Here is a 14189-nt window from a genome sequence, read left to right on the forward strand (position 1 = left end):
GAAAATGAATATGCCTGCAAAAAACGCGAGCCCGGTCAAACCCCACGAACCCGCCAAAACCGCGATCTCTGCGCTGTGGCGCCCGGCGCTGGTCCAGGCGTTCGTCAAGCTCGACCCACGGCAACTGCAACGCTCGCCGGTGATGCTGGTGGTCGAACTGACCGCCATCCTCACCACCGTGCTGTGCCTGGTGCCCGACACCGCCGTGCCGACCTTCGTCGCCGCGCAAATCGCCGTGTGGCTGTGGTTTACCGTGCTGTTCGCCAACTTCGCCGAAGCCTTGGCCGAAGGGCGTGGCAAGGCCCGCGCCGACAGCCTCAAGGCCGGTAGCGAAGGCCTCAGCGCTCGGCGCAAGGAGGCCGATGGCAGCTTCAAGGTCGTGCCCGCCACCAGCCTGCGCAAAGGTGATGTGGTGCGCGTCGCCGCCGGGGAAATGATCCCCGGCGACGGCGAGGTCATCGAAGGCATCGCCGCGGTCAACGAAGCGGCGATCACCGGTGAATCCGCGCCGGTGATCCGCGAATCCGGCGGCGATCGCTCGGCCGTCACCGGCAACACGCGCCTGGTCTCGGACTGGCTGCTGATCCGCATCACCGCCAACCCCGGCGAGTCCACGCTGGACCGCATGATCGCGCTGGTGGAAGGCGCCAAACGCCAGAAAACCCCCAACGAAGTGGCGCTGGATATCCTGCTGATCGGCCTGACCCTGATCTTCCTGCTGGTGGTCGTGACCCTGCAGCCGTTCGCCCACTTCGCCAATGGCAGCTTGCCCCTGGTGTTCCTGGTCGCCCTGCTGGTGACGCTGATTCCGACCACCATCGGCGGCTTGCTCTCGGCCATCGGTATCGCCGGCATGGACCGCCTGGTGCGCCTCAACGTGATCGCCAAGTCCGGTCGCGCCGTGGAAGCGGCGGGGGACGTGCATGTGTTGTTGCTGGACAAGACCGGCACCATCACCTTTGGCAACCGTCGCTGCGCGGCAGTGGTGGCGGCGCCGGGCGTGAGCGGCCGGGAACTGGCCGAGGGCGCGCTGCTGGCGTCCCTGGCGGATGACACGGCAGAAGGTAAATCCATCGTTGAATACCTGCGTGCCCTGCACCCGCAAGCCGAGCCGTCCCTGGCGGAACTGACCGCCGTGCCGTTCACCGCCGAAACCCGTTTGTCCGGCGTCGACTATCAGGGCCGCGTATTCCGCAAAGGCGCCGTGGACTCGCTGCTGGCGTTTATCGGTCAGCCTCGCGGCGACCTGCAACCGGCTCTGTCGCGGGAAGTCGACAAGATCGCCCAGAGCGGCGGCACGCCGTTGCTGGTGTGCGCCGATGGCAAGTTGCTCGGTGCGATCCATCTGAAGGACGTGGTCAAGCCCGGCATCCGCGAACGGTTTGCCGAGCTGCGCAAGCTGGGGATCCGCACCGTGATGGTCACCGGCGACAACCCGCTGACAGCGGCCGCGATTGCCGCGGAAGCCGGCGTGGACGATGTGTTGGCCGAAGCCACCCCGGAGAAAAAACTCGCGCGGATTCGCCACGAACAGAACGACGGTCGACTGGTGGCGATGTGCGGCGACGGCGCCAACGACGCCCCGGCGCTGGCCCAGGCGGACGTCGGCATGGCGATGAACGACGGGACCCAGGCTGCCCGCGAAGCGGCCAACATGGTCGACCTCGACAGCGACCCGACCAAGCTGCTGGACGTGGTGCAGATCGGCAAGGAATTGCTGGTGACCCGCGGCGCGCTGACCACCTTTTCCATCGCCAACGACGTGGCCAAGTACTTCGCGATCCTGCCGGCGCTGTTCGCCTCGATCTACCCGCAACTGGGCGTGCTCAACGTGATGCACCTGCAGAGCCCGCAGAGCGCGATCCTCTCGGCCATCGTGTTCAACGCGCTGATCATCGTCGTGCTGATTCCCCTGGCGCTGCGCGGTGTGCGGGTGCAGGCGGCGAGTGCGGCGGCGTTGCTGCGGCGCAACCTGTTGATCTACGGCCTGGGCGGGATTGTGGTGCCGTTCGTGGGCATCAAGGCGATCGACATGTTGCTGACCGCGCTGCACCTGGTTTGACCCGATGCCTGTGGGCACCGGCAAAGCGGTGGCCACAGGTTGCACTGACCGAATCGAGGAATTTGAAATGTCCAATATCATCCGCCCGGCCTTGAGCCTGCTGGTCCTCATGACCCTGATCACCGGCGTCGCCTACCCGTTGGTGGTGACCGGCGTCGCCCAGGTTGCCTTCCCGGACCAGGCCAACGGCAGCCTGGTGCGCGACGCCAGCGGCAAGGTGCGCGGCTCCAGCCTGATCGCTCAGGACTTTACCGGCGACAGCTGGTTCCACCCGCGTCCTTCGGCGGGCGCGTTCGCGACCGTGTCCAGCAGCGCGAGCAACCTGGGGCCAAGCAACCCGGCATTGGCCACGCGCGTGTTCGATGACGCGAATAAACAGTTCGTGCCCGCGCAAGGGCCGGTGCCGTTAGCCTCGCTGACTACCTCCGGCAGCGGTCTTGATCCACACTTGCCTCCGCAGGCGATTGCCTATCAACTGGCGCGGGTAGCCGCCGCGCGGAATGTGCCGGTGGCCACCCTGCAACGCTTGCTGGATGAACACATTGAAAGCCCACTGGTGGGCCCGCCGGTGGTGAATGTGCTGGCGCTGAACATGGCCCTGGAAAAATTGTAAACAGGAGCGCCGCTATCGCGGGCAATGCATTCCAAATGTGGGAGCGGGCTTGCCCGCGATAGCGCCCTGAAAGACACCCTATAAACCCCTGAAGGAACCCCCGCGCATGAGCGACTCCGGCCGCGCCGATGCCCTGTTAGCCGATCTGCCCCGGGACGGCCGTGGCCGGCTCAAAGTCTTCCTTGGCGCCGCGCCGGGTGTGGGCAAGACCTATGCCATGCTCCAGGCCGCCCACACGCAGTTGCGCCAGGGCGTCAGGTTGCTCGCTGGCGTGGTCGAAACCCACGGCCGCGCCGAGACCGAAGCGTTGCTCAGTGGCCTGCCGCAGCAACCGTTGCTGCGCAGTGAATACCGGGGCGTGATGCTCGAGGAAATGGACCTGGACGGCCTGCTCGCTGCCAAGCCGCAACTGGTGCTGGTGGACGAACTGGCCCACAGCAACGCGCCCGGCAGCCGCCATGAAAAGCGCTGGCAGGATATTCAGGAACTGCTCGCCGCCGGCATCAACGTGTTCACCACGGTCAACGTCCAGCACCTGGAAAGCCTCAACGATCAGGTGCGTGGCATCACCGGCGTGCAGGTGCGCGAAACCCTGCCCGATTGGGTCCTGCAGGAGGCCGATGAACTGCTGCTGATCGACCTGCCGTCGCGCGAGTTGCTGGAGCGCCTGCGCGACGGCAAGGTGTATGTGCCAGAACAGGCCCGTGCGGCCATCGACGCGTTTTTCACCCAGACCAACCTGATGGCCCTGCGCGAGCTGGCGATGCAAACCGCCGCCGCTCACGTCGACGACGACCTGGCCCAGGGTTACCGCCAACTCGGCCAGGCCGCGCCGGCCGTGCGTGGGCGCTTGCTGGTCGGCGTCGACGGCGATGCACAAGCCGAACGCCTGGTGCGCCATGCCAGCCGCGTGGCGCAGCGTCGCCATCTGCCCTGGACCCTGGTGCATATCGATAACGGCCGCGCACGCGATGAACAAGCACGCCTGCGTCTGCAAAATGCCCAGCAACTGGCCGAACGCCTCGGCGGTGACGTGGTGCTGCTGCGTGCGGGTGAGGTGACCAAGACGCTGATCCAGCATGCCGCCGAGCGCCGCGCCAGCCTGGTGCTGGTCGGGCAGTCGCGGATGAACTGGCGACGTCGGCTGTTCGGCGGTGGCGTGGCCGAGCGCCTGATGCGCAATGCGCGCGGTCTGGAAATCAACATCCTCGACAGCGACGACGTACCTGCACCGCCGCGCCTGCCGGATGTGCGCGGGCTGGTGTGGTTCGACTATGCGCTGGCGGTGGTCGCGACGGTGATCGCGGCGGCCCTGGCCTGGGCGGTCGCCAGTGTGTTGCCGTTGCCGAATATCTCGCTGGTGTTTCTCGCGGCGGTATTGCTGGTGGCGGTGCGCAGCAGCCTGGGGCCGTCCCTGATGTGCGCGGCGCTGTCGTTCCTGACGTATGACTTCCTGTTTATTCCGCCAAAATTCTCCTTCGCCATCCAGCGTGAAGAAGACGTACTGACTCTGTTGTTCTTCCTGCTGATGGCGGCGTTGACCGGCAACCTCGCGGCGCGCCAGCGTCGGCAGTTGCAGGCGTTGCGCGATACCCAGGAAGAAACCAGCGAGCTGCTCGACCTGTCGCGCAAACTCACCGCCGCCACCGATCGCCAGGCGGTGATCAGCGCGGCGGCGCATCACCTGGAAGGCTGGAGCGACCTGGATCTGTGCCTGGTCAACCGCGACGGCCAGGGTGTCTGGAAAGTCGAGACCGGCGGGCCGCTGACCTTCACCGAAGCCGAACGTGCCGCCGCCGACTGGGCCTGGCAGCATGACCAGCCGGCAGGTAAGGGCACCGGCACGCTGCCGTTCGGGCGCTGGTGGTGGTGGCCGTTGTCGGGTGAAGAGGGCCCGTTGGGGTTGCTCGGCGTCAGCGCAAAACCCGGTATGGAACTGAGCGGCCAGCGCCGTCGCTTGCTGACTGCCTTGAGCCAGCCGCTGGCCCAGGCGTTGGCCCGCGCGCAATTGGCGCAGGAGCTGGAGTCCGCGCGCCTGCACGGCGAGACCGAGCAACTGCGCAGTGCCTTGCTCGCCTCGGTGTCCCACGATTTGCGCACGCCGTTGACGTCCATGCGCGGCAGTATCGACAGCCTGCTGGCACTCGGCGAAGCCATCCCGCTGGAGGATCGCCGCGAGTTGCTCGAAGGCACCCGCGATGAAGCCGAGCGCCTCGACCGCTATATCCAGAACCTGTTGGACATGACCCGCCTGGGTCACGGCGCGTTGAAGCTGGCGCGCGATTGGGTCTCGCCCGGCGATATCGTCGGCAGCGCCCTCGGCCGTTTGCGCGCGGTGCTGGCGCCGTTGCAGGTGAGGATCGATGTGCCGTCTGAACTGCCGTTGCTGTATGTGCATGCCGCGTTGATCGAGCAGGCGCTGGTCAACGTGCTGGAAAACGCCGCCCGGTTCTCGCCGGCCCAGGGCCATTTGCACGTCAGCGCCGGGGTGTCGGATAACCAGCTATTCTTCGCCGTGGCGGACGAGGGCCCCGGGATTCCCGAAGACGAGCGCGCGAAGATTTTCGATATGTTCTACACCGCTGCCCGTGGTGATCGCGGCGGGCAGGGCACGGGGCTGGGCCTGGCGATCTGCCAGGGCATGGTCGGTGCCCATGGCGGGCATATCAGCGTCGCCGATGGGATTGGCGGGCGGGGCACTTGCATCACGCTGTTCCTGCCTTTACCCGCACAGCCTGGCCTGGAACGCGAGGCGTGAGCTACTCTCTTTTTTCAATGGATTTTGATTGGACACCATGAGCCAGACCGCGACGATTTTGGTCATTGACGACGAACCGCAGATCCGCAAATTCCTGCGCATCAGCCTGGCCTCCCAGGGCTACAAAGTGATCGAGGCCGGCACTGGCAACGAAGGCCTGGCCCAGGCCGCCTTGAGCAAGCCGGATTTGCTGGTACTCGACCTCGGCTTGCCGGACATGGACGGCCAGCAGGTGCTGCGCGAGTTTCGTGAGTGGTCGACGGTGCCGGTGCTGGTGTTGTCGGTGCGCGCCAGCGAAGTGCAAAAGGTCGAGGCGCTGGATGGGGGCGCGAACGATTACGTCACCAAACCCTTTGGCATCCAGGAGTTTCTGGCCCGCGTGCGCGCCTTGTTGCGCCAGGCCCCAGCGGGTGAAGCCCAGGAAGCGGCGTTGTGTTTTGGCCCGCTGACGGTGGACCTGGCCTTCCGCCGCGTATTGCTGGACGGCGCCGAAGTGGCGCTGACCCGCAAGGAATACGCGGTGCTGGCGCAATTGGCGCGACATCCGGGGCGGGTGATTACCCAGCAACAACTGCTCAAGGACATCTGGGGGCCGACCCATACCGAGGACAGCCACTACCTGCGCATCGTGGTGGGCCACCTGCGCCAGAAGCTGGCGGATGATCCGACTCAGCCGCGGTTTATCGTGACCGAGGCGGGGGTGGGGTATCGGTTGCTGGGGGCTTAGGTCTGATGGGTTTTCGTTGGCTGTCAGGGCCCTATCGGGGGCAAGCCCCCTCCCACAGGTTGAAGGCGTTCACAAATCAAAATGTGGGAGGGGCGGTGCGACGATTCGACTTGCCCCCGATAGGGCCCCCAGCCACACCGCCAATCTCAGTGCTGCTCACTCTCATACCGATCCAACGTATCACTGGCGATCTCGCGCCCCAGGGCGATCAGTTCCGGCGCCTTGTAGAACTCGAAAAACCGGCACACCCGCTTCGGCACGTTGATCAGCACATCCGGCGGGTAGCCGGCGATCTTGTATTGCGCCAGCGATGTCTGCATCACCTCGAAGCTCTGGTTGATCAGGTCCAGCAATGATGCCGGGCCGACGTTGTCGATGATGAACGATCCGGTCGCCGACTTCGGCGCCCCGGCTTTTTCCGGGGCGGCGGCGGGCTGCTGGGATTCCGGTTCGGCCGACTCCAGCCACGGGTTGATCTCGGCCGCTTGGGCCTGCAAGGCTTCCTGTTCGAGCTTCATCAACTGCTCGGCCTGCTTGCGGCGAAACGGCAAGTGCGAACCCAGCGACTTCGCCAGGCTGTTGAAGCGGCTCTTGAATGCCGGCGGCCGCTGGATCACCGGCAAGTGGTAGTGTTTCTGGTTGGTCGCGTTGAGGTTGACCGCAATGATCAAGTCGCAATGGCTCGACACCACCGGCACGATCGGCAGCGGGTTGAGCAGGCCGCCGTCCACCAGCATGCGGTTGCCCTGCATCACCGGGGTGAACAGGCTCGGAATCGCCGCCGATGCGCGCATGGCCTGGTGCAGGCAGCCTTCCTGGAACCAGATTTCCTGCTGGTTGGTGAGGTCGGTGGCCACGGCGGTGTAGGGGATGCGCAGCTCTTCGATATTGATCTCGCCGACGATCTTGCGGATCTGCCCGAAGACCTTCTCGCCGCGAATCGCTCCCAGACGAAAGCTCACATCGACCAGGCGCAGTACGTCGAGGTAATCCAGGCTTTCGATCCAGTTGCGATACTCATCGAGTTTGCCGGCAGCATAGATTCCGCCCACCACCGCGCCCATGGAGCAACCGGCGATACAGGCGATGTCGTAGCCGCGCCGTTCGATTTCCTCGATCACACCGATATGGGCATAGCCCCTGGCCCCACCGGAGCCCAGCACCAAGGCAACACGCTTCTTCATGGTCGATGTCCTTCGTTAAGCAGGCGCCCACAATGCACCCAATACGGGGGCGGCTTCAATCTTCGCGCCACCGCGCAATATTTTTCCAGAATAGCGGCTAGGCTCGGGTATGCTCTGGCAATAGGCGCTTTTGATTTCGGGTGGCGGACAAGGCACTTTTCTTTGTAGGCAACGTCTACACGGTACGACCGTTTTTCTTTATTTTGAGGTGTCATCGATGAAAGCCTGGATGTGTGTGCCTGTGATCATGTTGGCCCTGGCCGGTTGCGCCGGGAAAACTGCCTATCGCGACAGCTGTGGCAGCCAATTGGACGCCGCGTGGAAAGAGCTGGACCTGGCCAAGGCCGAAGGCTTTGCCGGTACCGTGAGTTACTCCAAGGCCTTGTCCCTGCTGACCGGCGCCAAGACCCAGCAGCAATTCGAAGCGTTCGAAGGCTGCGCCAATAAGGCCGAGAAGGCGCGTTTCTATATTCGTGAGTCGCGCGCCGGCCGCTGATTCGTCGCAGCTGTCGAGTGCAACCAGGCTGCGTCAGCGGTTTGAGTGATGCAGGGATTATTCGTCGTCAGTGGAGGAAAACATGTTAGCCTTGGTAGATCAGTTAGTCGCTCAGGTCATCGGCCTGGAAGTAGGGTTACTGAGCTGCCAGGCTCGGCTCGCCGCCGTCACCGACGATGAAGCCCTGCATGATTTGCGCACCACCGTGCGGCGCCTGCGTAGCCTGTTGCGACCCTTGCGCGGCTTGCCGGGGGTCGAACAACTCGAACTGGCCGCCAGTACCGTCGGCCAATTGACCACCCCGTTGCGCGATCGTGAAGTGCTGGCCGCGCATCTGCACCAGCACGGTCACCATGCCGCTGCCGACCGTCGTCTGCGCCTGCAACCCGAGGCCTATCGCCACGTCGCCGAGGGCCCGGAGCTGGCGCACCTGTTGCAGATCCTCGATGCATTCCCGCGGTTTATCCGTGCCTCGCAACACCAGAAACTGCTCAGGGGCCTGCGCACGCGTATCGAGAAACGCCTGACCAAGCAATGGCACAACCTCGATGACGCCCTGCAGGACCCCAGCCACGATCGCCACCGTCTGCGCTTGTTGATCAAGCGCGTGCGCTACGCCGCCGAAGCCTACCCCGAGCTGGACAAGCTGCCGGTCAAGGCAATGTCGCGCCTCAAGCAAGCCCAAGGCGCCCTGGGCGATTGGCATGATTGCTGGCAGTGGCTGCTCCAGGCTGAGCATCAAGCCGATCTGCAGCCCTGTGTGACGATTTGGCGTCGCACCATGGCCCAGGCCGAAGGCGAGGCGGATCGGGTGCTGGACAAACTCTGCGCGGATTGTTTCTGAGCCGGTCCGGTTTTTGGCCGGAATAGGCGCTGTACCTGGTGGGTGCGCTGGTTAAGATCGCTGCTCCGGTCTTTTTGATGTGAGGTCGCCATGCGCTTCAGTGATTTGCTCGACGCCGCCCGTAACCACCCGCTGGAGGTCACCATCCCCGCCGAATGGGCGCAGGGTCGCGCGACCTTTGGTGGCCTGGTGGCCGCTTTGCAATATGAAGCGCTACGCGCCCAGGTCCCTGCCGACCGGCCGTTACGCTCGTTGGCAATCACCTTTGTCGGCCCGGTCGCTGCGGATGTGCCCGCCAGTTATCACGTCGAAGTGCTGCGCGAAGGCAAGGCGGTCAGCCAATTGCTTGGCCGGGTGATGCAGAACGGTGAAGTGGCGACGCTGGTCCAGGCCAGTTTCGGCGCGTCCCGTGAGTCGCAAGTCGTGGTGGCGAGTGAGCCGCCGCCGACCTTCAAGCATTGGGATGAATGCCAGGAGCTGCCGTATATTCAGGGCGTCACCCCGGAATTCATGCGGCACCTGGCGATGCGCTGGAGTGTCGGCGGCCTGCCGTTTACCGGCAATACCTCCCGCGACATGGGCGGTTGGGTGCGCTTGCGCGGCGATGTGAAAGAAGAGCCGCTGACCGAGTCGCACATCCTCGCTCTGGTGGATGCCTGGCCGCCGGCGTTGCTGCCGCACCTGCGCAAGCCCGCGCCGGGCAGCACCCTGACCTGGACCATCGAATTTATCCAGCCGCTGCAAGACCTCACCACGCTTGACTGGTGCCAGTACTACGTCAACATCGAACACGCCCGTGACGGCTACGGCCATGCCGCTGCGGCGCTGTGGAGCCCGAGCGGCGAGTTGATCGCCATCAGCCGCCAGACCGTGGTGGTCTTCGCCTGACCTTCAGTGCCGGTGGCGCTGACGCCAGGCGCGCCACCAGCCACCGCTGAGCACAAAGCGCGGGAAGCTCACGAACTGCTCGACCAACAGGCGTTGGACCGCGTCTTTGCGGTCGCTGAACGGTTCACCGGCCTGGGCTTCCAGGCTGTGGCCATGCCGCTGCAAGGCAAGGCCGGCGAGGATGCCGACAACGCCCACAGCCAAACTGGCCAGGCTCAGGCTGAACACCCCGGAAACGACCAACAGAAACCCGATGATAAACAGCGGCACCGCGATCATGTGCAACGCCAGGTTGGTCGGGTGCTGGTGGTTCTGCGGGTACTGACGCCATTGCCAGGCGGGGAGATTGGGATGACGTTTGCCCATGATGATGAATCCTCTGTCCGTTGAAACAACTTGAACAGAGTTTAGGTCGGGTCGGCTGGCGCGGCGAATCAAGGCTGGCTATGGGGGCCATAGCCTCGCCTTGTATTGCTTATAGCTTCAACTGGCCAATCGCCTTGCTCAACTCCCCGGCCAATGTGGCGAGCTGATTGCTGGTGGTGGCCGAATCCACGGTCTGCTGCACGGTGTTCTCGGTCACATCACGAATACTCACCACGGCGCGGTTCATCTCTTCGGCGACATGGCTCTGCTGTTCGGCGGCGACGGCGATCTGGGTGTTGCTTTCGCGCATCTGCGCCACGGCGCCGGTGATTTCGGCCAGTGCCGCGCCGGCTTCCTGGGCCTGTTGCACGCAGTCATCGGCCTTGAACGAGCTTTCTTGCATGAAGTCCACCGCATCGCGGGTGCCGGCTTGCAGCGCCGAGACCATGAGCGTGATTTCGTCGGTGGAGGTTTGCACGCGTTTGGCCAGGTTGCGCACTTCGTCGGCGACCACGGCGAAACCGCGGCCCATCTCCCCGGCGCGGGCGGCTTCGATGGCGGCGTTGAGCGCGAGCAGGTTGGTCTGTTCGGCGATGCTGTGGATCACGCTGACCACGCCGTTGATTTTCTGGCTGTCTTCGGCGAGTTTCTGGATCATCTCGGCGGTCTGTTGCACGCCGCTGGACAGCCCGGCGATTGAGCGTTGTACCCGATCCACCACTTCGCGGCCGCTGCCGGCGAGGGTGTCGGCGGTCTGGGACAAATCGCGGGTGGCGCCGGCGTGCTGGGCGATGTGGTGGACGGTGGCCGTCATCTCGTTGATGGCGGTGGCGGCCTGGTCGGTTTCGCTTTGCTGGCCGAGCATGCCGTGCTGCACCTCGTTCATGCTGCTGGCCAGGCGCGCCGCGCCCTCATCCAGTTGCTTGGCGGTGCTGGCCACGGTGTTGACCACTCGCTGGTAGCCGGCTTGCATGGCATTGAACGCGCTGGCCATCTGCCCGACTTCATCTTTGCAGGCCAGCGGGACACGCGCCGATAAGTCGCCGGTTTTCTCGACGTGCAGCATCACGTCCTTGAGGGTGTTGAGCTGGCTGAGCAGGAAGCGGATCAGCAACTGCGAGGCGCAGAGCATCGCCAGCATCAGGATCAGCACCGCTACCGCGTAGTTGGCGAAGCGCTCACTGAACACCTGGCTCAGGCTCGGCGCATAAGCGAGCACGGCGACCTGTTGCCCGTCGGCGCGGGCGACCACTTCAGCGCCCATCAACGGGTTTTCGCCGAACAAGGGCAGGTGATTGAGTTCGACCCAGCCGCTGGCACTGCTCAGGTCTGACAGATCTTGATCAGCCAACTGTGGGACTTGGCCACGGGCAAACGTCAGCCACGCCTCGCCCTTGGGCAGCGCCTTGTCGGCCGGCCAGGCGCTGAGCACGCGCGCCTGGGCTTGTGCCGAGGCCTGGGACGCCTGGCTGCGCGACTGCTGTTCGAGATGCACAGCGTATAGCACCAACAGCAGCGTGGTGATAAAGGCGACCGCGTTGACGGCCCAGAATTTGTATTTCAGCGAGATATTGCTAAGCCAGGCACCCATAGAAGGTTTTTCTCTGATAGCGGAAACAGCATTGGCAAGGTGCCATTATTGTGCCGCTACTGAAAAAATACCACTTTGATATGGGTCAATACGCCACATCAAACCACCGCGGGTAGGCCAAAAAAAATGCGCGCGCAGGCGGTGCTGTGCTGGGCCAGGTCTTCCAGGCTTTCGTTGCGGTGCAGGGCGACTTCGCGCAGCACCTCCGGCAGGTAGGCCGGTTCGTTACGGCCGTTTTTCGGTTTGGGCCGCAGGGTGCGCGGCAGCAGGTAAGGCGCATCGCTTTCCAGCATCAGGCGGCCCCGAGGAATTTCTCTGACCAGCGGATGCAGGTGCGTCCCACGGCGCTCGTCGCAGATCCAGCCGGTGATGCCGATGTGCAAGTCGAGGTCGAGGTAGCTGAACAGCGCCTGCTGCTCGCCTGTGAAACAATGCACCACGGCGGCGGACAAGTGATCGCGGTAATCCTTGAGGATCTCCAGCAGGCGCTGGTTGGCGTCGCGTTCGTGGAGAAACACCGGCAGTTTCAGCTCGACGGCCAGGGCCAGGTGTTCTTCGAGGACTTTTTCCTGCTGCGGGCGCGGTGAGAAGTCGCGGTTGAAATCCAGCCCGCATTCGCCCACCGCGCGCACGCGGCTGTCGTTGAGCAAACCACGTAGGCGTTGGGCGCTGTCGCCGTTCCAGTCGCTGGCGGAGTGGGGGTGGATGCCAGCGGTGCAGAACAGTCGCTGGCCGCTTTCATCCAGCTTTTCGCACAATTGCAGGGCCTGTTCGCTGCCGTCGACACTGGTGCCGGTGAGCACCAATTGTTGCACGCCGGCGGCATACGCACGCTCGAGAACGGCCTGGTGCTTCTCGTCGAAACTTGGGTTTGTCAGGTTGACGCCGATATCAATGAGTTGCATGGTGCTATCTCCGCCTGCGGCCGGAAAGCATATCAGAGCTGTAGATTTATAAGAAAAACCTAGAACTACAACGAGTTATAGCTGTCTTTGAACGTCGCAAGTGACATTGTGGTGGGTCTATCGCCTATCCTGGTGCCGCCGTTGCGTGCCTTGTCAGCGCATAAAGCGCTCTGTTTCTGACCTCCAGCCCCTCGTTTTTCGCGAAGGTGCTGGCCAGTATTCTTTCCGGAGAGCGGATGATCCGACCCTCGGCGTTGCTTATGTTGTGCCTGACGTTATCGCTGCCCATGGCGGCGGTCGCGCGGCTGGACGGGCCGCTGGAAGTGACCAAACCGAGCAAGGTGCGCGACCTGGCCGAGATTCGCTCCAGTCGTACCCTGCGCGTACTGGTCAACCAGAGCCGCAACAGTTCCGGCGAAATCCAGGGCCAGGCCATTGGTGTCGAATACCATCGCCTGCGTGCGTTCGAGCAGTACCTCAACGACCAAGCCCGCGATGGCCAGGAAATCAATCTGAAGGTCATCCCCAAGGCCAAGGACCAACTGCTTGGCGCGCTGGCGCGGGGTGAAGGCGATCTGGTAGCCCCCGGGGAATTGCTGGAAGTGAAGGCTACGCACAAGATCAGTGCGAGCGACCCGATTGCCAGCGGTGTGCCGTTATGGCTGGTGGGGGTCAAGGGCGAGCGCCGGTTCACCCGGCTGGAGCAGTTGTCCGGGCGCACATTGGCGCTGACCACCGGCAGCGCGGCGGCGGATGCGATCAACCAGGTCAACCAGAAACTGGCCCTGCACAAGCAGCCGCCGATCAAGGTGGAGTGGGTCGACCCGAGCCTGGCGGTGGAGGACGTGCTGGAGATGGTCCAGGCCGGCATCTTTCACCTGACCATCGTCGAGAAGCCCATCGCCGAACGCTGGTCGAAGATCCTGCCCAAGCTGCGCTTCGACAAGCAGGTGGTGATCAATGAGCCGGGCGAAGAGTATTGGTTCGTGCGGCAGGACGCCGCGATGCTGCGGGCGAGTATTGATCGCTTCCTCAAGACCTACCGCACGCCGTCCGACCAGGACGTGGCGTTTCAGCGCATTTATCGACGCCTTTACCAAGTGCGCAACCCGCTGGCCCGCATCGACCGCCAGCGCCTGGAGAAACTGCGCCCGATCCTGCAAAAACATGCGCGCGAGCAAGGCATGGATTGGTTGAACCTCGCCGCGCTGGCCTTCAAGGAGTCCGCCCTCGACCCAAGCGCACGCAGCAGCGGTGGCCCCACCGGCCTGATGCAGATCACGCCTTCGGCGGCGCAGCGGGTGGGCGTGAACAATATCGAGAATCTCGACAGCAATGTGCAGGCGGGCGCACGTTACCTGTCGATGATCCGCCGCAAGTTTTTCGCCAGCCCCAAGCTCAACGAGCGTGAGCGCATGGCGTTCGTGCTGGCGGCCTACAACATGGGGCCGGAACGCGTGCAAGGCATGCGTACCGAAGCCAAGCGGCGTGGGTTGAACCCCAATCAGTGGTTCTTCCAGGTGGAGCGCATTGCCATGGAGCAGGTGGGGATGAGCGGCGTGAGCTATGTGAATAGCGTCAACAAGTACTACCTGGCGTTTGATCGGGAGCGGGACTCCCTGGAGCCGTCGGCGTTGGAACCGAAAATCGCTTCGCGCAAGTGATCGATTTTATAGATATTAATCAGGCATTTTTTCGGATTTTATCATTGCCTAAACTGATTAATATAGCGGCCAACCAACCTCTACTCTGAAA

12 protein-coding genes are annotated in these 14189 nt (G+C 63.7%); 8 read left to right on the forward strand and 4 right to left on the reverse strand.

Annotated features, from left to right (window positions below):
* Positions 1-4: 4 nt before the first annotated feature.
* The 4 genes from kdpB to RGV59_RS14430 all read left to right on the forward strand — a co-directional run bounded on the left by kdpB (position 5) and on the right by RGV59_RS14430 (position 6160).
* On the forward strand, positions 5-2062 hold the full coding sequence (gene kdpB, locus RGV59_RS14415; protein ID WP_185833591.1) for a potassium-transporting ATPase subunit KdpB: 2058 nt from the start codon (positions 5-7) through the stop codon (positions 2060-2062).
* 67 nt (positions 2063-2129) lie between these two features.
* Positions 2130-2675: a potassium-transporting ATPase subunit KdpC gene (gene kdpC / locus RGV59_RS14420; RefSeq protein ID WP_026140252.1), complete on the forward strand. Its 546-nt coding sequence runs from the start codon at positions 2130-2132 to the stop codon at positions 2673-2675.
* Positions 2676-2781: 106 nt separating this feature from the next.
* Positions 2782-5433: a sensor histidine kinase gene (locus tag RGV59_RS14425; protein ID WP_126585894.1), complete on the forward strand. Its 2652-nt coding sequence runs from the start codon at positions 2782-2784 to the stop codon at positions 5431-5433.
* A 37-nt stretch (positions 5434-5470) separates the two neighbouring features.
* Complete coding sequence (locus RGV59_RS14430) at positions 5471-6160, forward strand: response regulator (RefSeq protein WP_026140251.1); 690 nt, start codon at positions 5471-5473, stop codon at positions 6158-6160.
* A 146-nt stretch (positions 6161-6306) separates the two neighbouring features.
* On the opposite strand, the gene RGV59_RS14435 is transcribed toward RGV59_RS14430, so the two are convergent.
* On the reverse strand, positions 6307-7344 hold the full coding sequence (locus tag RGV59_RS14435; protein WP_017848819.1) for a patatin-like phospholipase family protein: 1038 nt from the start codon (positions 7342-7344) through the stop codon (positions 6307-6309).
* 217 nt (positions 7345-7561) lie between these two features.
* On the opposite strand from RGV59_RS14435, the gene RGV59_RS14440 reads away from it, so the two are divergent.
* The 3 genes from RGV59_RS14440 to RGV59_RS14450 all read left to right on the forward strand — a co-directional run bounded on the left by RGV59_RS14440 (position 7562) and on the right by RGV59_RS14450 (position 9572).
* Positions 7562-7840, forward strand: a complete 279-nt coding sequence (locus RGV59_RS14440) for a hypothetical protein (RefSeq protein WP_017848818.1) — start codon at positions 7562-7564, stop codon at positions 7838-7840.
* 82 nt (positions 7841-7922) lie between these two features.
* A complete protein-coding gene (locus RGV59_RS14445) occupies positions 7923-8684 on the forward strand; it encodes a CHAD domain-containing protein (protein ID WP_126585895.1) in 762 nt (253 codons plus the stop codon).
* 90 nt (positions 8685-8774) lie between these two features.
* Positions 8775-9572: an acyl-CoA thioesterase gene (locus RGV59_RS14450; protein WP_108524395.1), complete on the forward strand. Its 798-nt coding sequence runs from the start codon at positions 8775-8777 to the stop codon at positions 9570-9572.
* Positions 9573-9575: 3 nt separating this feature from the next.
* Here RGV59_RS14450 and RGV59_RS14455 read toward each other — a convergent pair whose 3' ends face one another.
* From RGV59_RS14455 to RGV59_RS14465, 3 genes are all read right to left on the reverse strand, one after another.
* Entirely contained in the window at positions 9576-9938 is a 363-nt protein-coding gene (locus tag RGV59_RS14455) for an Mpo1-like protein (protein ID WP_017848815.1), read from the reverse strand.
* Positions 9939-10047: 109 nt separating this feature from the next.
* The gene (locus RGV59_RS14460; protein WP_046483459.1) at positions 10048-11529 is read right to left on the reverse strand and encodes a methyl-accepting chemotaxis protein; all 1482 of its coding nucleotides are present in this window, start codon (positions 11527-11529) and stop codon (positions 10048-10050) included.
* A 98-nt stretch (positions 11530-11627) separates the two neighbouring features.
* Complete coding sequence (locus RGV59_RS14465; RefSeq protein ID WP_046483457.1) at positions 11628-12434, reverse strand: TatD family hydrolase; 807 nt, start codon at positions 12432-12434, stop codon at positions 11628-11630.
* A 236-nt stretch (positions 12435-12670) separates the two neighbouring features.
* Here RGV59_RS14465 and RGV59_RS14470 point away from each other — a divergent pair, with 236 nt between their 5' ends.
* Entirely contained in the window at positions 12671-14098 is a 1428-nt protein-coding gene (locus RGV59_RS14470; protein ID WP_026140250.1) for a transglycosylase SLT domain-containing protein, read from the forward strand.
* Positions 14099-14189: the final 91 nt, after the last annotated feature.

Source organism: Pseudomonas sp. FG1, assembly GCF_034313875.1.
Lineage (GTDB): Bacteria > Pseudomonadota > Gammaproteobacteria > Pseudomonadales > Pseudomonadaceae > Aquipseudomonas > Aquipseudomonas veronii.

Excerpts from the sequence above, each read along its gene's own strand:
- kdpB (WP_185833591.1), top strand. The coding sequence starts at position 5 with ATGAATATGCCTGCAAAAAACGCGAGCCCGGTCAAACCCCACGAACCC.
- kdpC (WP_026140252.1), top strand. The coding sequence starts at position 2,130 with ATGTCCAATATCATCCGCCCGGCCTTGAGCCTGCTGGTCCTCATGACC.
- RGV59_RS14425 (WP_126585894.1), top strand. The coding sequence starts at position 2,782 with ATGAGCGACTCCGGCCGCGCCGATGCCCTGTTAGCCGATCTGCCCCGG.
- RGV59_RS14430 (WP_026140251.1), top strand. The coding sequence starts at position 5,471 with ATGAGCCAGACCGCGACGATTTTGGTCATTGACGACGAACCGCAGATC.
- RGV59_RS14435 (WP_017848819.1), bottom strand. The coding sequence starts at position 7,344 with ATGAAGAAGCGTGTTGCCTTGGTGCTGGGCTCCGGTGGGGCCAGGGGC.
- RGV59_RS14440 (WP_017848818.1), top strand. The coding sequence starts at position 7,562 with ATGAAAGCCTGGATGTGTGTGCCTGTGATCATGTTGGCCCTGGCCGGT.
- RGV59_RS14445 (WP_126585895.1), top strand. The coding sequence starts at position 7,923 with ATGTTAGCCTTGGTAGATCAGTTAGTCGCTCAGGTCATCGGCCTGGAA.
- RGV59_RS14450 (WP_108524395.1), top strand. The coding sequence starts at position 8,775 with ATGCGCTTCAGTGATTTGCTCGACGCCGCCCGTAACCACCCGCTGGAG.
- RGV59_RS14455 (WP_017848815.1), bottom strand. The coding sequence starts at position 9,938 with ATGGGCAAACGTCATCCCAATCTCCCCGCCTGGCAATGGCGTCAGTAC.
- RGV59_RS14460 (WP_046483459.1), bottom strand. The coding sequence starts at position 11,529 with ATGGGTGCCTGGCTTAGCAATATCTCGCTGAAATACAAATTCTGGGCC.
- RGV59_RS14465 (WP_046483457.1), bottom strand. The coding sequence starts at position 12,434 with ATGCAACTCATTGATATCGGCGTCAACCTGACAAACCCAAGTTTCGAC.
- RGV59_RS14470 (WP_026140250.1), top strand. The coding sequence starts at position 12,671 with ATGATCCGACCCTCGGCGTTGCTTATGTTGTGCCTGACGTTATCGCTG.